At 59.9% G+C, this 16,955-nt stretch carries 14 protein-coding genes; 7 read left to right on the top strand and 7 right to left on the bottom strand.

Annotated elements, in window-relative coordinates:
• Positions 1-6: 6 nt before the first annotated feature.
• From Q0X18_RS01225 to Q0X18_RS01215, 3 genes are read left to right on the top strand one after another with little or no spacing between them, the layout of a single operon-like run.
• Positions 7-1,152, top strand: a complete 1,146-nt coding sequence (locus tag Q0X18_RS01225) for a glycosyltransferase family 4 protein (RefSeq protein ID WP_297557477.1) — start codon at positions 7-9, stop codon at positions 1,150-1,152.
• Positions 1,153-2,985: an asparagine synthase (glutamine-hydrolyzing) gene (gene asnB / locus Q0X18_RS01220; protein ID WP_297557475.1), complete on the top strand. Its 1,833-nt coding sequence runs from the start codon at positions 1,153-1,155 to the stop codon at positions 2,983-2,985. It begins immediately after the preceding gene.
• Between the two features lie 31 nt (positions 2,986-3,016).
• A complete protein-coding gene (locus Q0X18_RS01215; RefSeq protein WP_297557474.1) occupies positions 3,017-4,222 on the top strand; it encodes an acyltransferase family protein in 1,206 nt (401 codons plus the stop codon).
• Positions 4,223-4,240: 18 nt separating this feature from the next.
• Here the strand turns inward: Q0X18_RS01215 and Q0X18_RS01210 are convergent, their stop codons facing one another.
• Both Q0X18_RS01210 and Q0X18_RS01205 read right to left on the bottom strand, forming a co-directional pair.
• Positions 4,241-5,257 (bottom strand): S41 family peptidase, encoded by a 1,017-nt coding sequence (locus Q0X18_RS01210; protein ID WP_297557473.1) that lies wholly within the window; start codon positions 5,255-5,257, stop codon positions 4,241-4,243.
• Between the two features lie 46 nt (positions 5,258-5,303).
• Positions 5,304-7,472 carry an AAA family ATPase gene (locus Q0X18_RS01205; protein WP_297557471.1) on the bottom strand — a complete coding sequence of 723 codons (2,169 nt, stop codon included), beginning with the start codon at positions 7,470-7,472 and terminating at the stop codon, positions 5,304-5,306.
• Between the two features lie 119 nt (positions 7,473-7,591).
• Here Q0X18_RS01205 and glgC point away from each other — a divergent pair, with 119 nt between their 5' ends.
• From glgC to Q0X18_RS01185, 4 genes are all read left to right on the top strand, one after another.
• Entirely contained in the window at positions 7,592-8,833 is a 1,242-nt protein-coding gene (gene glgC, locus Q0X18_RS01200) for a glucose-1-phosphate adenylyltransferase (RefSeq protein WP_297557469.1), read from the top strand.
• A gap of 68 nt (positions 8,834-8,901) precedes the next feature.
• On the top strand, positions 8,902-9,591 hold the full coding sequence (locus Q0X18_RS01195; protein WP_297557467.1) for a SagB/ThcOx family dehydrogenase: 690 nt from the start codon (positions 8,902-8,904) through the stop codon (positions 9,589-9,591).
• 57 nt (positions 9,592-9,648) lie between these two features.
• The gene (locus tag Q0X18_RS01190) at positions 9,649-10,077 is read left to right on the top strand and encodes a gamma-glutamylcyclotransferase (protein WP_297557465.1); all 429 of its coding nucleotides are present in this window, start codon (positions 9,649-9,651) and stop codon (positions 10,075-10,077) included.
• A 15-nt stretch (positions 10,078-10,092) separates the two neighbouring features.
• Positions 10,093-11,436 (top strand): glycogen synthase, encoded by a 1,344-nt coding sequence (locus Q0X18_RS01185; RefSeq protein WP_297557463.1) that lies wholly within the window; start codon positions 10,093-10,095, stop codon positions 11,434-11,436.
• Positions 11,437-11,494: 58 nt separating this feature from the next.
• On the opposite strand, the gene Q0X18_RS01180 is transcribed toward Q0X18_RS01185, so the two are convergent.
• The 5 genes from Q0X18_RS01180 to Q0X18_RS01160 form a co-directional block, all read right to left on the bottom strand.
• On the bottom strand, positions 11,495-13,852 hold the full coding sequence (locus Q0X18_RS01180) for a tetratricopeptide repeat protein (protein WP_297557461.1): 2,358 nt from the start codon (positions 13,850-13,852) through the stop codon (positions 11,495-11,497).
• 306 nt (positions 13,853-14,158) lie between these two features.
• Positions 14,159-15,361 carry a S41 family peptidase gene (locus Q0X18_RS01175; protein WP_297557460.1) on the bottom strand — a complete coding sequence of 401 codons (1,203 nt, stop codon included), beginning with the start codon at positions 15,359-15,361 and terminating at the stop codon, positions 14,159-14,161.
• A gap of 44 nt (positions 15,362-15,405) precedes the next feature.
• Positions 15,406-16,074: a type II CAAX prenyl endopeptidase Rce1 family protein gene (locus Q0X18_RS01170; protein ID WP_297557458.1), complete on the bottom strand. Its 669-nt coding sequence runs from the start codon at positions 16,072-16,074 to the stop codon at positions 15,406-15,408.
• 71 nt (positions 16,075-16,145) lie between these two features.
• The gene (locus Q0X18_RS01165) at positions 16,146-16,415 is read right to left on the bottom strand and encodes a hypothetical protein (RefSeq protein ID WP_297557456.1); all 270 of its coding nucleotides are present in this window, start codon (positions 16,413-16,415) and stop codon (positions 16,146-16,148) included.
• 127 nt (positions 16,416-16,542) lie between these two features.
• Entirely contained in the window at positions 16,543-16,707 is a 165-nt protein-coding gene (locus tag Q0X18_RS01160; protein WP_297557454.1) for a hypothetical protein, read from the bottom strand.
• Positions 16,708-16,955 lie beyond the last annotated feature (248 nt).

Below are 16,955 nucleotides of genomic sequence, written 5' to 3'. Positions count from 1 at the left end.
AATACCATGCCACAACCCCTGCCTAAGATCGTTCACCTCACCTCGGCCCACCCCCCCTTCGATGTCCGTATTTTTCATCGAGAGTGCGTGAGTCTGGCCCAGGAAGGCTACCCGGTCGTGCTGGTGGCACCCCATGAGCGAGATGAGGTGCGCCAGGGGGTGCAGGTACGGTCGGTTACAAAAACCAAAGGCCGTCTGGGCCGTATGCTGGGCACGGTCTGGGCCGTATATAAGCAGGCTTTGGCCGAGCAAGGGGACATCTATCATTTTCATGACCCCGAGCTGATTCCTGTAGGAATGCTGCTGCGCCTGCAGGGCAAAAAAGTGGTCTACGATGTCCACGAGGACGTGCCTACCGACATTCTGAGCAAGCGTTGGATTCCCAAGCCCCTGCGCGGCCCGGTTGCCAGCGGTATGCGGCTGCTGGAGCGCCTGGCTGGCAGTCTGCTGAGCGGGATTGTGACGGTTACCGAGCCCATCGCAGCTCGCTTTCCGGCCCATAAAACCATCCTGCTGCAAAACTTCCCGCACCCCCAGGAAATTGCTGCCCTGGGCAGCACGCCCTACCAGAACCGGCCCGCCCGGGTGCTGTATGCCGGAAGCATTACCGCGGTGCGCGGGCTCTTCGAGATGCTCGAGGCCATGCAGCACCTGCAAAACCCAGAGGTTCGCCTAACCCTGATTGGGGCTTTTGCTCCGCCAGGCCTGCGGGCTGAGGCCGAGCAGCACCCTGGCTACCGCTACACCGATTTCCTGGGCTACAAAAACCGCCCTGAGACCCTCGAGCTTTTAGCCAGCAGTCGCATTGGCCTGGCCGTTCTGCACCCCATCCCCAGCTTTTTGGTCTCGCAGCCAACCAAGCTGTACGAGTACATGATGGCCGGGATTCCCTTTGTAGCCTCGGATTTCCCGCTCTGGCGACGCTCTATCGGCGATGTATCCTGTGGACTCTTCGTCAATCCCAACGATCCCAAAGCCATTGCCGAGGCCATCCGCTGGTTGCTCGAGCACCCCGCCGAGGCCGAGGCCATGGGACAGCGCGGGCGACAACTGATTCTCGAGCGGCTCAACTGGGGCGTGGAATTCGCCAAACTTACGGCGCTGTACCAGCGCCTGTATAAAGCGGGCACCGCCCATCACCTGGAGGCCTGAATGTGTGGTATTGCCGGGGCTTTTTCAACCACCCAGTCCATGCCGGAGCTGACGAAGCTGGTCGGTAAAATTGTGACCAGCCAGCTTCCTCGAGGCCCCGATCATCAGGCAGTGGTGGAGCTACCCCAGCCTGCCGGCCAGCTGGTACTGGGCCACAACCGCCTGAGCATCATTGACCTATCCGAGCACTCCAACCAGCCCCTGTGGGATCACAGCGGGCGCTACTGCATTGTGTTCAACGGGGAAATTTACAACTACCTCGAGCTGCGCGCCGAGCTACAGGCCCTGGGCCACCGCTTTCAAACCCAGGGCGACACCGAGGTCATCCTGGAAGCCTACAAAGCCTGGGGTAATCAGGCCTGGGAACGCTTTATTGGAATGTTCGCCTTTGCCTTGCTGGATACCCAGGCAGGGCAGCTCTGGCTGGTGCGCGACCGCTTTGGCGTCAAACCGCTGTTTTACCTCCTGCAGCAAGGTCTGCTGGCCTTTGCTTCCTCTACCGAGGCCCTGGCCCAGCACTTTGGCCTCTCCCCCAACCTGGAATATGTCAGCAGGGGGCTTTTTTACTACGTCTACGAGGACGATAGCGACATATCGCCCTACACAGGCCTGCACGCCCTGCCCGCCGGACACCACGCCTGCGTGCAGCTTAACCAGCCCAGCATTGAGCCCCAGCCCTACTACGACCCAAAAAGCCGGGTCGAGCAGAAAATACAGGCGCTAAGGGGCATGGACGAAAAAGCCTTACTGGAGGAGCTCGAGGCCACCCTACACAGCGCCGTTCAACTGCGGCTGCGCTCCGATGTACCGCTGGCCGTCTCGCTTTCGGGCGGGCTGGACTCTTCGCTGGTAGCAGCTTTAGCCGCACAGCAGCACGAGCGGGTGGTGGGCTTCTGCTACGGCCACCCCCAGGCTCCCCGTTCCGAGGGCCCCCTGGCCCAGGAACTGGCACAAAAAGCCGGCATTGATGTGCATTTTGTCTGGCCCGAGCTTTCCAAAGAGCACCTTGTACAAGCCTTCGAAAAAACCCTGGCCGCGCAGGATGCCCCTTTCCCCACCCTCAGCATCCTGGCCCAGAACTTTGTCTACGAGGCAGCCCGCAGCGAAGGTTACAAGGTACTGCTGGGTGGGCAGGGGGGCGACGAGGGCTTTATGGGCTACCGTAAGTTTTTCCTGTTCCAGTTCCGTTACCTGCTCGCCCAGAAGCAGTACCTCGAGCTAGCGGGCTTTGCTCTAGGACTGGCCCGGCTCCTGAGCGCAGAGATGTACAAGCTGGGCCTGTTCTGGCAGAACCGCCAGCGCTATTTTGGCGGGCCAGCTCAAGGGAATTTGCGGCTGCCTTCGGTGCGGCTGGTGCTTGGCACAGACCATCGTCAGGCCCCCTGGTTGCGGCAGATGCTCGATGTCACCCGGTACAGCCTGCCCACCCTGCTACGCTATGAGGATCGCAACTCCATGGGCCACAGCATCGAGAGCCGCCTTCCTTTCCTGGACTACCGGGTGCTCGAGCTGGGCCTGGCCCTGCCGGTACACCTCAAGCTGCGACACGGCTATGGCAAGTGGGCTTTGCGCCAGGTGGCACAGGGCAAAATCCCCGATTCTATTCGTACCGCTCGCTACAAGCGGGGCTTCGACGTCACCCAAAGCTGGCTGGCCGCGGGCCTGGGAAGCCACCTGCAAGAGCAAATACAAGCCGCTGAACCTGTACTGCGTGAGGTGCTGACCCCTAGCCTGAACCTTACCCAAACCTACTCCCCTGCCCAGATGCAGCAACAGCCCCGCCTGCTAGCCGAAGCCATTAGCCTGGTCTGGCTGGCCCGAAAGCTGAAATAGCATGCCCGCTCAACTATAGACACTACTAGACATGAGTAGCGACAAGCGAATTCACTACCTAGACTGGCTGCGCTTGCTGGCGGTATTTCTGGGGCTGGTCTTTCATGCCGGGCGCCCCTTTGATAGCTGGCCCTGGATTATCAAGGGTCCAGAGATCGGATGGCTCACCTACTTCAACGAAGCCCTTACCACAGTGCGCCTACCCCTGCTGTTCTTTGTATCCGGTGCCGCAACGGTTTTCGCCCTACGCAGGGCCTCTGCGTTCGGTTATTCAGTAGATCGCTTCAAGCGGCTAATCATTCCTTTGGCCATGGGGGTTTTGCTCATCGTACCGCCCCAGCAGTACATTCGGCGGCTTTCATTGGACTCCAGCAACCCCCAGCATTTCGAAGGCAGCTACGGACAGTTTCTCATCGGCCCGTGGTGGGGGGATGGTTCCTTCTTGTTTTTCAATTTGCACACAGAGCATCTGTGGTTCCTTTTGTATCTGTTTTACTTTTCGCTGCTGGCCTTGCCGGTTTTTTTGTATCTGCGCAGTCCCCTGGGGCTGGGTTTTCTGGCCCGGCTCGAGACCTGGTTACAGGCCGCCCCCTGGCGGGTCTGGTTGCTGGTTATCACACCCGCAGCACTGGGGGCTTTGCTCCCCCTGAGCTTGGGTTCTCATCCGGGCCTGGCTGAAGACCTGGCCAACCTCGGCTTCTACTTCGAGCTATTTGTCCTGGGCTTTGCGCTGTATCTGCGGCCCGGCTTGCTACAGGCTATTTTTGGGCAACGCCGTCAATTTCTGCTGGCAGGCCTGGGTCTTGTTCTGCTAAAAGCTTCTTTTTACTCTTCCGTCCTGCATCGCAATCTGTTTGTCTCTAGCGAACTACTTCCCTATCATGAGATTTACTGGTCGCTAAGAGATCTGGCCGCCTTAAGCCTTATATTTGCCATTCTGGCCTACGCACACCGCTTTCTCAATAAGCCTTCGGGGTTCCTGGACAGGGCCCGCCACTGGGTTTATCCGTTTTATATCTGGCACCAAACTGTGATCGTGGTGCTGGGGTATTTCGTGCTCAAGCTGGCCCTGCCTGTGGGCTGGTTGTATGTTCTGCTGCTGACGAGCTCGCTGGTGGTTACCGTGTTGCTAAGCGAGCTGGTGCAGCACAGCGCGGTCAGTCGTTTCTTGTTTGGTATCCATCGCCAAGGGAAGCCAAAAACTGGAATCGCGACTGGCGATACCCCTCAAGCCTAAAAGCTCAAATAGCAAAATCTATTGCCGACGCAGGATATAGCGCAGGGCGGCCTCGAGCTGCTCGTCGGGGTTTTCTTCTACCAGGTCGGGTTCCACCCCGCGCCCTTCCCAGGTGGGGCCGGAGAATGGGGCCAGCACGCCGCCCGCCACCAGAGCCACCCCACCATCGGGGAAGCAGTAGGGGGTGAGGGCCTCGGTGTTGCCGGCGCTGCGGGTGCCGATCAGGTAGGCCCGTCCTGCATTTTTTAGGGCCCCGGCCAGCCCTTCGGCGGCGGAGTGCACGTTGCCGTCAATCAGCACCACCAGAGGTTTTTGTGTCTGAGGGCGGCCCAGGAAGGGGGTGGTGGGCAGCGGAATGCCCCCCAGGCCCCGGCTCACAATGCGCCAGGGCACACCCCGCATAAAGACCCCCGCCACCTCGGCCATGCGCAGGGCCAGTCCGCCAGGGTTACCCCGTAAGTCCAGCACATAGCCCCGGGCCCTGGGCTCATACTGACGGATGGCCTCTTGCAAAGCGCTCAGGCCCGCCGCGTCCACTAGGTTGCTCAGCCGCACGATGACCACCCCATCGGTAAAGCGCACCTGGGGCGTCTCGTAGGGGGTTCGGGACGGCTGGGAAGGGGGTGAAACAGGGTTCGCCGGCTGAGCGGGCCGGGGACTGGGAGAGCTGGGGTTGGGTGGGGTGGCGTTGGGGAGCAGATCCTGGTCTTTGAAGGGCAGGGGCAGGCACTGGGCACCGCTCAGCAGACGCCGGGCCTCCTCGGGGCTCAGCACCCTCGAGTGGTCGTCGCGCAGTTCGCCGTACATCTCGTCCAGCAGGCGGTATAGCCCGTCCCAGTCGCGCACCTCGCCCAGCCGCTGCCGGTAAGCATGGCCTATGGCCTCCCAGTTCAGCCCTTTGAAGCTGGTGTCGTAGTAGCGCTCCTTAACCAGCCGCCAGGCCTGCTCGAGGCGCAGGGCAAAGGCCTGGGTATCCTGATTCTGGGCCAAAGCCAGGCTGCCCAGTAGCAGCAAAGCCATCACCCACCGGCGCATAGCTGCATGATACGCCAAGGGCCAGCAGCAATCTGTGGCAGCCGGGTTACTGGCTATTTTCCCGGTCTTCTTTATCGTGGCCTTCCTCGAGCCTGGCGAAGGCCTCGAGCCCAGCCCGGATCCTGTCCTGCAGACCCCGGAAGCCCTCCATGCGGGCGCCAGTCAGAAGCTCGAGGGCCTGTTCGGCCGTCTCGACCGCGTAGATGTGGAACTGCCCGGCCCGGATGGCCTCGAGCACCTCGGCCTGCAGGGTCAGGTTGGCAAGGTTGGCTTGGGGCAGAATCACCCCCTGGGTTCCGCTCAGGCCCAGCGCCTTGCAAACCCGGAAGAAGCCCTCCACCTTGGCGTTGATGGCCCCCACCGCCAGCACCTTACCGGTCTGGTCTACCGCGCCCGTTACGGCCAGGTCCTGCCGCAGGGGGAAGTTGCCAATGGCCGATAGCGTCGCTACCAGCTCGGCCAGCCCAGCCGAGTCGCCTTCGATGGAGACATAGCTTTGCTCAAAAGCCAGGCTGATCGTCACCGGTAGGGAACCATGCTCGATGTACCGGCTGCGCAGGTAACCAGCCAGGGTCAGCACCGCCTTGTGGAAAATCTGCCCGCCCAGGCCGGCCTCGCGGTCGATGGAGATCAGGTGATCGCGGCCGGGGGCGGCTCGAGCAGTCAGGCGGGCCGGGCGGCCCCAGTAGGGCGCGGCCTCGACCACCACCAGGCTGTTCACCTCGCCCACCGCTTTTCCAGTCGTATGCAGGCTGATAACCCCCTCCTGCACCGCCCGCAAAAACTCTTCCTCGGAGAGAAAGCTCCGGTGCTCGCGGGCCGCAATGGCCTGTTCAACGGACTCGGCGCTGACGAGGCCCTCCCCAAGAACGGCGGCCTCTTCGGCCAGGGCCCGAATCTCCACCAGGCGGGCGTCCATGCGGTCGCGCTGCTCGGCGCTGCGCCGGGCTTCGTCGTAGAGCCGGGTGAGGCCGCCCTGGGTGAGCTGGAAGCCCTGGGCCAGGAGCCACCCCCCCAGGGCCATGCGGCTTTCGGGGCTGGCCGGCAGGGTGGGCGAGAACTCGGCCCGGATGCGAAACAGCTCGCTGAAGGCCGGGTCTTCCTCCAGCCCCTCGAAGGCCTCGGGGGTGCCCACCAGGATCACCTGCATCTGGATGGGGAAGGGTTCGACCTCGAGGCTGGCCGGGGCCTGGGGCTCGGTCACCGGCTCGACCTGGCCGTTGCGCAGGGCCCGCTTGAAGGCCTCCCAGGTGCCCTCGCGCTTGAGACTCAGGGCATCCAGGATCAGATACCCCCCCTGGGCGCGGTGCACCGCGCCGGGGCGGATCAGGCTGACGTTGGTGCTCCACACCCCCCGATCCACCACGTAGTCCAGCCGCCCAAAAAGCCGGGGGGCCGTGGCGTAGGGTTCGTAGACGATGGGGGGCGGGGTGCCGCTGCTGGAGGAGGTGAGCAGGTTGGGCCGCCACTGGGCCGGGTCGAGGGGCTCGCCGGTCTCGGCGTAGCGGGCCAGCCGGGCCCGCAGGGCCTCGAGGTAGGTTCTGGCCTGGGGGAAGCGCTGAAACAAGGGTTCGAAGCGGTTATTAAGGTAGTGCAGGGCCCAGTCGCGGCGCAGCCGCCGGAGGGCGACCTCGAGCTCGGCGGAAGCGGCCAGGCTGCCCAGGGTAACCTCCTCCAGCCGGGCGCTGAGTTCGGCAGGAACCGGGCCGGGGCCGGTGAGCTCCAGCCGCTCGCCGTTGCTAGACAGGGCAAACCCGGCCTCCTGGGCTTCACGTCGGAGCGCCTCGAGCTGCTGTTCGCGGGCCTCTTTGAAGCGGGCCTCGAGCTGGGTTTTTTCCCGTAGAAAAGAGCCCTGTCGAAACAGCTCGTCCAGCCGGTTGACCTCCAGCAGCAGGCCCTCCACTGCCTCGGCCAGGTGAATTTCCTGCCCGCTGGGCAGGGTTAGCACCGCTACCTTGCGCTCCGAGAGGGGCACGTACAGCAGATCGGGCGGGGTTTCCACGCTCTGGGTGCTCAGGTAAGCCAGCAGGGCCTCGTGCTTTCCCAGACTGGAAGGCCCCACCAGATAGGCGTGAAAACCTCCGCGGATCGCCATCTCCAGCGCCCCCCTAGCCCGCTCCTGGCCGAAAAAAGGCGGGGGCGGCGGCGGGGAGACCGGTTCGGCGGAATTTTCGATGGGTGTGCGCCACTCGAGCGCCTCGTAGGATAGCCTCATGCTGGAAAAGTATAACCACAGCCCGCTCATCAAGAACCTGAGCCAGGGCGGATACCCACCCCAGGCTTTTAGCACAACCCCAGGCCTGTTATGCTGTTGGCAAAGGAGGCAACTTCGTCATGTCTATGCGAGTTTTAGGGATGATTCTCGCGGGAGGTCAGGGTTCAAGGCTGTTCCCGCTCACGGCCAAGCGCGCCAAACCCTCGGTGCCTTTTGGGGCGCGTTACCGTATTATCGATTTTGTACTCAACAACTTCCTGAACTCGGGGATTTACGGGATTTATGTGCTCACCCAGTTCAAAGCCCAGTCCCTCACCGAGCACGTACAGCGGCACTGGCGGTTTGGGGGCTTCCTGGAGGATGCTTTCATTCTGCTGGTGCCGGCTCAGATGTACCGCTACGAGGAGCTGGGGCCGGTCTGGTACCGCGGCACCGCCGATGCCATCTACCAGAACTTACACCTCATCAACAACCACAAACCCGAGCACGTGGCAATTTTCGGGGGCGACCACATCTTCAAGATGAACATCGCCCACATGCTGGACTACCACACCGACCACAAAGCCGACCTCACCATTGCAGCCTACCCCGTGCCCATCGAGCAGGCCAGCCGTTTTGGGGTGCTGCAGGTAGACGACCAGTGGCGCATGGTGGGCTTTCAGGAAAAACCCAAGAACCCCACCCCCATCCCTGGCAAGCCCGACCAGGCCCTGGTCTCGATGGGTAACTATATCTTCCGTACCGAGGCCCTGGTGGAGAAGCTCGAGCACGACGCCAAAGACCCCAACTCCTCGCACGACTTCGGCAAGGACGTAATCCCCCGCGCCCTGAGCGAGGGTTATCGCATTCAGGTCTACGACTTCAAACGCAACCCCATCCCCGGCCAGAGCGGCCCCAACACCTACTGGCGCGACGTGGGCACCATTGATGCCTACTTTGAGGCCAGCATGGACCTGATCCAGGTCACCCCGGAGTTCGACCTGTACAACCCCGAATGGCCTCTGCGGGCGGCCAACTTTAACTCGCCACCGGCCAAGTTTGTGCACGAGGCCGGAGCCCGCACCGGACAGGCCTTCAACAGCCTGATTGCCGGGGGCTGCATTATCTCCGGCGGCACCATCCGCGAGTCGGTGATCTTCCGCCGCAGCCGCATCAATTCCTATGCCCTGGTCGAGCGCAGCGTGCTCTTCGACGAGGTGGAGGTGGGGCGCTACGCCAAGCTGCGCAACGCCATCGTGGACAAAAATGTGGTCATCCCGCCCCACACCGAGATTGGCTACGACCTCGAGGCCGACCGGGTACGGGGCTTCACCGTCACCTCGGAAGGGATTGTGGTGGTGCCCAAGAGCTACAGATTTTAGCCCGAAGCTGGTAGCCTGTAGCCTCAAGAGGTCTGCAGTACACTATTGGCTATCGGCCATCGGCATTTATGGACAAGCATCCCGGCAAGGTTTTTTACCGCCTGACGCGCATTTTCCCCGGAGACGAGCTGCCGGGTGGGCGGGCGCCGGCGGCCAAGGTCTATGCCAACCCGCTGGAGTCGGTCGAGCTATCGGAACCGGCCCGCGACGGGGGCCCGGCGGTGTGGCGTGTGCTCTCGAGGGTGGCGCCCACCACCCCCAAGGTGGGCTCCTCCATCACCCAGGCCGAGCTTTCGCAGGTGCTGGCCCCGCTGGCGGTGCGCCGGGGGGGGCGGGGGTATCCCTCGGCGGGGGGTGCGTATCCGCTCGAGGTCTACCTGGCCGTGCAGCGCCTGCAGGACACCTTCCAGGGCATCTACCACTACGCCGCCAAGCAACACCAGCTAGAGCAGCTTTCCAGCCGCTTCGACCCCCAAAGCTGGCGGGCGGCTCTGATGGATCTGGAAGCGGTGGAGGCCTCGGCGGCGCTGGTGGTGTTTAGCGCCGTGCCGGAGCGCTCCGAGGCCGTCTTCGGGCTGCGCGGCTTCCGCTATGCGCTTCTGGAGGTGGGCTACGCCGTGGGCGAGGTGATGGTGGCCGCCACCGCCCTGGGGTTGCAAGCCTACCCCGCCGCTACCTTTTACGACGAAGAGGTGCGCAAACTCCTTTCGCTGCCCGAGGCCGAGCACCCGGTGGTGGTGCTGTTGCTGGGGCGGTAATTGGTACAGCAAACTTCTCAACCATAGGCAGTCACTGGCCGGTATGCTTGGCTGAAGATGGATGCTCCAGAAGCGGTTTTTGTCTACGGTACCCTCAAGCAGGGCGAGCGCAACTTCCAGGTCTCGAAAGAGGCCGGTTGGCTGCGCTCAGCCGAGGCCTACATAGAAGGTTTCAGGCTTTTTCACATTCCCAGAAGCGAGGTGCGTCCCTATGCCTATCCGGGGGTGGTGCGGGGGGAGGGGCGGGTCTGGGGCGAGGTGCAGTGGTTTGCCGATTTAGCACACGCGCTCGAGCCGCTCGACGAACTCGAGGACGAAGGCCGGGAGTACCGGCGCATCCCCACCACGGCCTACCTGAGCCAGCCAGCCCCACAACCCTGCGCGGTCTGGGTGTATACCTATCCCAGCCTCGGGGCCATGCAAAGCGTCTCGGGCCTCTGGCTGCCGGAGGGGGTCTGGCGTGAAGAAACCCGGTCGAAGGGGTAAACTGCCCTTACGCCTATGAAAGTTGCCTTTGTCGCCTCCGAAGCCTTCCCCTTTGCCAAGGTGGGGGGTCTGGCCGATGTGATTGGGAGCCTGCCCCAGGCCCTGAAGAAGCAGGGCCTCGAGCCCACCATCTTTATCCCCTGGTACTGGGGTATCCAGGGCTACTACGTGGGCGAGGCCTGGTTCAACTTCGAAGGCCAGCGCGAGAAGATTGGGATCGGCCACGCCGAGCACGGCGGGGTGCGCTACGTGCTGGTGGGGCTGGGGGATTTCGCCCGCGACAAATCCTACGGCTACCCCGACGACTTCCGCCGCTTCGTGCGTTTCGCCATGGCTACCGCCGAGCTGCTGGGCGATTTTGATGTTGTACACGCCCACGACTGGCAGGCTGCCCTGCTGCCGCTGCTGCGCAACCTGGGCTGGTTCAGGGCCCGCACGGTCTATACCATCCACAACCTGGCCTACCAGGGAGTCTGGGGTTCGCAGGACTTCTACGCCTGGACGCGCCTGCCGGGCGAGACCTACTACGGGGCGGGCCTCGAGCACCACGGCTCGGTCAACCTGATGAAAGCTGGGATTGTGAACGCCGATGCCGTGACCACCGTCTCGCCGCGCTACGCCTGGGAGATCACCACCCCCGAAGGGGGCGAAGGCCTCGACGGGGTGCTGCGGGCCCAGCAGTGGAAGCTGCGGGGCATCCTGAACGGCCTCGACACCGCCTACTGGAACCCCGCCACCGACCCTTACCTGGAGCACCACTACAGCGCCAGCGACCTCTCGGGCAAGACCCGCAACCGGGCCCTGCTGCTCTCGGAGCTGGGCCTGGAAGACCGCCCCACCCTGGGGGTGGTCTCGCGTTTTGCCCATCAGAAAGGGATTGATTTGATTGCCGATGCGGTGGACGGCCTGATGGGCCTGGGGGTCAACCTGGTGGTGCTGGGCAGCGGAGATCCCCACCTCGAGCGCACCTTCGCCTGGATGGCCGCGCACCTCAAGGGCCGCCTGGCCTACGTGCAGGGCTACAACGAACCCCTGGCCCACCGCATCTATGCCGGCTCCGACGGATTCCTAATGCCCTCGCGCTTCGAGCCCTGCGGGCTGGCCCAGCTCATCGCCATGCGCTACGGAACCCCGCCCATCGTGCGGGCCGTGGGCGGCCTGCTGGACACCGTAAAGCACTGGGAAACCGGCTTCATTTTCGAGGCCATGGACGCCGGGGGGATTCTGCACGGGGTGCGCGAGTTTCTCAAGCACCCCGACCGTGAAGCCGTAGCTAAACGGGCCATGCAGCAGGATTTTTCCTGGGATGGGCCGGCTCGCGAGTACGTGGCCCTCTACCGGCAACTGCTGGGCGGGTAGCTCCTACAACAGACCCCCTCTTTTTTTCACATCCCCCAGTAGCACATACAGGGGTTTTTTATGGAAAGAGCTCCCGCATAGCCCTATGCATAGCGGCCCGAGCCTGTTCAGCAAGGCTTTTTTCGCCAAGTGTGTTGTAAAGCTCCATCAGGCCGGCCCAAGCCTCGGTGTTGAAAGGCTCGAGGCAGGTCACTCGTTGATAGGCAGCAACCGCCTTATGCGGAGCACGAGTGGCATAAAAATCGGCCAGTAATCGCCAAAGTTTGGCCTTCCGGTGTTCCACAAATGCGCGCTCTTCATCGAACCAATCCGGAAAGTCTGGAAGCCAAGGTGCATCAAAGCGGGCTAGTTGGGCCTCGAGGCGGCCAATTTGGTTTGGATCGAGCAAGGGCTGTTTCAGGAATGGTTCGGTGCTCTTGGTAAAGTCCTCCAGGTCGGTTTGAACCGGAAAAGTCAGCCATACCTGGCCCTTATTACCCTCCATGATCGGCGCTTCGAACAGTTTTCTAAGCTCGGAGACCGCGGTGTTGAGAGAGGCCAGCGGACTGGAGGCATCGTTCCAAAACAGCTCGGCCAGTTTATCCCGGTTGTGCGCGCTGGGATGAAGGGCCATATATGTAAGCAACACCGCAGATTTGCGGGTCTTGAACCGGCTTAAGTCAAGCTTTGTACCCAATAACCGGGCCTCAAAAGAACCGAAAGTACCTATCTGCAACGGGAAAACGCTTCGCGCACCCTTATCGGCCAACACCAGAGGCCGCCAGAGGTGAGCATAATGTGGGTGGTGCAGCAACAAGCCATACTGGTATGTACGACTAAGCTCCAGTGCCTCTCGTAAAGAAGCCAAATCGCCCTTGCGAAGCAGAAGTTGGGCTAAATCGAACTTCATCCCTAGCCGACGTAGCTCGGCGATGGCTGTGTCGAGGTTGACCAGGCCCTGCCAACCCGACTCGGTGATGGCATGAACACTCCGCGCCACCTTATTCAGATGGGCTCGAGCCTGCTCGGTCTTGCCTTCCAGAAAAGCAATGCGGCTCAACAATAAATGCGCATCGTCCAGGACTTCCTGATCCTTGAAGTTGCTATACAAAACCTCCTCAACCAACTGTTTCGCCTCTGCATACCGCCCCTTCCATAAATACACCTCGCCCAAGCGTTTCTTGGTGACCAAATGGCTGCGAAGATCTCTTTTGGGGTCGGGTAGCTCGAGAAGGTGCTTTTCCGCATTTGAACTATCGCCGCACATTATCCAGGCCTTCGCCAGGTTTTCGGCTGTGAGATAGCTCTCGGCTGCCAGCTTATTCATGTAGGGTAGGGCACGCTCGAGGAGCGAAATTGCTTCCCGCGGGTTACCCAGACAAAGCTCCACCGGAGCCAAGGTTGCCAGGGAAATGGCTTCTTGATCAAATAGCCCAAGTTGGCGATAAATGCTTGCTGCACGCAAAAGCGCATCTTGGGCCTGTGCAAATTTTCCGAGATGAAAAAACGCCACCCCCAGGTTATGAAAAACCTTTCCAGTGATCTCTTCTACCCTGGAACCGTTGGGTTCGAGGCACTCACGAAACTTTTCGATGGCCTCTTCATACCTGGCTTGCATGCCCAGAGAAACTCCATAGGCGTTGAGCACAAAGGGGCGAAGGTGGTCATCGGCCAAAGGCAACAACTCCACCAGCTCTTTTTCCATGAGTGTGGTATGGCCGGCGAAGCGGGCCAGATAGGTAGCCAGATAACGATAGACAGGCAAATCTCGGTACTTTGGTGGAACCAGAGCCAGCCGCTCGCGCAGATAGGCATTGCCATGAGCGGTCGAAAACGTCTCTGTCAAGAGCCGCAGGTACCGTTCCCATTCACCCTGCTCGGCCAGCAACTCCAGGACAGCCGTCGCATGACCACTGGCCAACAATGTTGTCTCGATGAACCGGGCCACTTCGGCAGAAATAGAACCCCGTAGGTAGAGCCGCAACAGCTTGGGCATGACCAAACCGGAACCCTGGGCATAAAGCAGGCCCCGGTCGTAGAGTTCAGCAACGGATGTGCCATCTAGACCTAGCAGCCCGTACAGCTCGGGAATCAGAAGTGGGCTTTGGGCCGCTTTGGCTAAAATTTCGCGGGGAATATCCTTGGGTAGCAGCGACCCCAGCCGAGCCACACAAAGGGGATGTCGTACCAACGACTCACCAGGCCGTAGGACGATTCGCTGCAACAGAGCCAGTGCCTCGGGCCAGCCGCCGGTCTCGGCGTAGGTTTGCTGCGCACCCACGGCCTGCTGCCATTCGTCGTGGCTGAAGAGTAGATCGGATTCCCGGAGAAAGAGAAAGTCTCGAGGGTCGCTCGAGTTAAGGCGCTCCAAGTCGGAGCGTCGTTGGGGCAAAATTAGGGTAGGTGCCAGACCGGAAAACTCGGCGGGGTCGCGCAAGATGCGGCGTCTGGTTTTGTGCGCCCAAGCCTCTAGATCGGCCTGGGCGAAGCCGATACCCACCGGGGCCACCACCACTGCCGGGGCGGTCGCGAGAAGCTCGAGGGCGCTGGGGCTCAGAACGGACATTGAGATCACATCCCTAAATAAACTCAACAGTGCCCGAGAAAATCCGAGGTTGGTCAGGCACTTGCGGCACAGCGATAACAGATAACATCCGTTAGCTTATTGCTGCTTTCATTACTTACTACATTTTGTAAAAAAAGAATCAAAGAATTTTTTTGCACAGAACAGTTAAAGAAATCATTAAGGTCGAGTATCCCGGCAGACAGGCTGGTTTTGCAGCCAGACCAGAGCACCCTGCAACACCTCATCTTTTTCGCTTTGGAAAAACCCCCATTCGGTAAAGAGGCTTTCATCGGGCTCGAGCTGCTGGTCGTAGGGCTGTCCTTCCCGGTCGGCAAAGAAAGCAACTGCAATGGCAATCCGTGCTCCGTCGGGCAGTTCGAACATCCGCAGGGCGGTGGTGAAGCCATAACTGGGTTCGCCAAAGAAGCGCGTGTTGGGGCGACCCTTGAAGGCAATCACCAGAGCCTCACCCGCGCTGGTGGTTTCGGGCCCCATCAGTACCGCCACCGGGCTATTAACTGTGCGCAGCCGGTAGGGCTGCTCGAGTTGCACCATTACCTTTGTAGCATCACCCGACCTAACCAGCACCTTGCCATCCTGATAAATCCATTGTTCTTTGGATTTTGGCCCCACCAGACCCCCCACATATCCTTCTCCAAGCAGCGGGCCCACCCCCAAAAGCATCGAGTAGAACAGTCCCCCGGCATTGTTGCGCAAGTCCACCACCCAGCCGCAGGGCATCTGGGCATCCACCGCCCGGATGGCCTGCTGTACCTGGCGGGCATAGTCGAGCTGGCGGGCATCGGCCAGGCTGTGCCGGGGCAGATCCAGATAGCCAAACTTTTGGCCGAGGAGCCAAGCGGTAGGCTTGGGCGGTTGTAGCGGTTCGGTCAGGGAGAGCCGCACCGTCTTGCGCTGGTCGGTACGAGCACGGTACACCAAAAGTTCAACAGTCTGGCCTTGCCGATAGCTGAAAAGTTCTTCCGGTAGGATCAAGGGTCTGCCGTTTACCATTTCGATCTGATCCCCTATCTCCAGACCTGCCTTCTGAGCCGGGCCGCCGGGGGTTAGCCGAATGATGAAGTTCCCCGCCCGCCGCAGCTCGAGCCCACCCCCGTACATGGTACGGGCCTCACTCCCCTGGCCTGCCTGGGGTGCTGGGATGAAGTACATATGCCCCTCCCCTATCTCGGCCAACACCTGCTCAATAGCCAGGTAGGTGTCCGAGGGACGCTGGGCGTTGGCGGCTAGTTGGTACGCTTTTTGTCGCAGTTCAGTCCAGTTGATGGTGTCGCTACGTACGTAGTGCGTCTCGAGCAAGTCCAGTACGTTGTCCAGGTAGCTTTTGGCTTGAGGTGTGATAGCTAGCGCTGGACACATCCAAAAAAGTAGTACGAACACAAGGGCTGGGCCAAAGCGCATATTTACTCCCTCCTTAGTTTTGGCCAAAACAAAGAACTCCATAAAACATATACCCAAGTCGAATTCAAAAATATACCTAAGAAAATGTTAGTGCCAGCAGCAAATCCAGGGAAAAACACGCCGATTTTGAAATGATTTAGCGCTACGTGCAAGAAAGCAGACATAGCCACCCCATATCTTAGACCTACTAAAGTGAGAATGGCCCCAACGAATGCGGCTTGAATGGTTAGGGATAGATCAAACCCGTGTATCAAAGCAAAGCAGAATGAGGATAGAACCAAAGAAATAAATACCGAAGTACTTGGGGAGAAAAACTTGGTACTAACATAAAGTGCCAATAAATATATGCCTATTCTTGGCATATCTTCAAATAGGAGAAGTTTTAGAAATCGGAGGGTAAGCTCCAAAATACTAGCGGAACGATTCATGTCCAAAACGGGTAGGGCTAATGGCGGAGATACCTCTGAGTAGAGGTTAGCATTTACTGACGCCGCAAATATTGTGGTTTGACCCATCACAAAAAAAGAGACGGCTACAAGTAAAAAATTGGCCAAACTTCCGAGTTGGAAGAAACTTTTAGGTTTCGGCAAATCTTCTAAGGAGTCTGACCAACAAACCAGCCAGCCTAGATATCCAACAATGACAAAAATGCCGTATAAAACTATATCCATTTATCATCCAAGAATATTGGGGCAAGTTGTTACTAGGTGGGCTATATTTACCAAGCCCACCTAGCATCACTCTATCTATAGCCCTCTACTGCGCCAGATGGAGCTGTGTTTGTTGAAAAAACCCCGCTTCCATCATTACCATGTGCCCGAATGACTTCTCCATAGTACCATTGCGCTTCATTGTGGGCACGGATTTGTTCATCTCGACTTGCACCACTAATTTCTTTCGAGTACCCAATACCAATCTGACATCCCCAACCTCCCGGAATATTGAATCCACAAGAGATACCGATTTGCCATCCGTCTTCACCTGCTAGTTCAATAAGCTGCTTATCACTCAACTCTATTAGTTTCTAGTTTCACAAGTTCCTCCTAACGAATAAGGTTTTACTCAACTATAAAGCCCCAACTTTTTACCTAATCAATGTCACTATCCCTCCTATTTCCTTGTTGCCTGAATCAAATTCTCTACTCCCGCTCCTCCGGCAGCTTGGGCGGGGGAACAATCCCCTTGCGGGGCCACGGCTCCGGCAGCGTGGGAAGCTGGGTTATCAGCTTCAGCCATGCGCTGGGCTCGGTCGCACCACCCACCACCTGCTCCGTCTCCTCATCCTCGAGCTCTCGAAGTTTCATCGGGTTCACCCCTTTCCTGACACCTCCAATCTAGGCGGTTTCGCCCTCGTACGGGAGTGAAAAGTTACCGGTTTTTTGAAGGGTCGCCTTAATGATTGGTTCAGGGGCCAGACCAAAGTAGCACGGCATCACATCGCTTGGCGCTGAGGTTCCCACCTGTTTTCCGTCTGGGGAGACTACGTAGCAGCTCGCCGGGCAGTGGATTTCATACGCATTCCGGCAGTATCGTTCACTATTAAAAGTCTAGA

The organism is Meiothermus sp. (assembly GCF_026004075.1).
Taxonomy (GTDB): Bacteria; Deinococcota; Deinococci; order Deinococcales; family Thermaceae; genus Meiothermus.
The sequence above is the reverse complement of the archived record's forward strand: the minus strand, read 5'-3'. Positions and strand labels throughout refer to the sequence as shown.

What these genes read in the sequence shown, in the direction of transcription:
- asnB (WP_297557475.1), top strand. Translation starts at nt 1,153, where the DNA reads ATGTGTGGTATTGCCGGGGCTTTTTCAACCACCCAGTCCATGCCGGAG.
- Q0X18_RS01190 (WP_297557465.1), top strand. Translation starts at nt 9,649, where the DNA reads ATGGATGCTCCAGAAGCGGTTTTTGTCTACGGTACCCTCAAGCAGGGC.
- Q0X18_RS01185 (WP_297557463.1), top strand. Translation starts at nt 10,093, where the DNA reads ATGAAAGTTGCCTTTGTCGCCTCCGAAGCCTTCCCCTTTGCCAAGGTG.
- Q0X18_RS01215 (WP_297557474.1), top strand. Translation starts at nt 3,017, where the DNA reads ATGAGTAGCGACAAGCGAATTCACTACCTAGACTGGCTGCGCTTGCTG.
- Q0X18_RS01175 (WP_297557460.1), bottom strand. Translation starts at nt 15,361, where the DNA reads ATGTGTCCAGCGCTAGCTATCACACCTCAAGCCAAAAGCTACCTGGAC.
- Q0X18_RS01195 (WP_297557467.1), top strand. Translation starts at nt 8,902, where the DNA reads ATGGACAAGCATCCCGGCAAGGTTTTTTACCGCCTGACGCGCATTTTC.
- Q0X18_RS01160 (WP_297557454.1), bottom strand. Translation starts at nt 16,707, where the DNA reads ATGAAACTTCGAGAGCTCGAGGATGAGGAGACGGAGCAGGTGGTGGGT.
- glgC (WP_297557469.1), top strand. Translation starts at nt 7,592, where the DNA reads ATGTCTATGCGAGTTTTAGGGATGATTCTCGCGGGAGGTCAGGGTTCA.
- Q0X18_RS01210 (WP_297557473.1), bottom strand. Translation starts at nt 5,257, where the DNA reads ATGCGCCGGTGGGTGATGGCTTTGCTGCTACTGGGCAGCCTGGCTTTG.
- Q0X18_RS01225 (WP_297557477.1), top strand. Translation starts at nt 7, where the DNA reads ATGCCACAACCCCTGCCTAAGATCGTTCACCTCACCTCGGCCCACCCC.
- Q0X18_RS01205 (WP_297557471.1), bottom strand. Translation starts at nt 7,472, where the DNA reads ATGAGGCTATCCTACGAGGCGCTCGAGTGGCGCACACCCATCGAAAAT.
- Q0X18_RS01170 (WP_297557458.1), bottom strand. Translation starts at nt 16,074, where the DNA reads ATGGATATAGTTTTATACGGCATTTTTGTCATTGTTGGATATCTAGGC.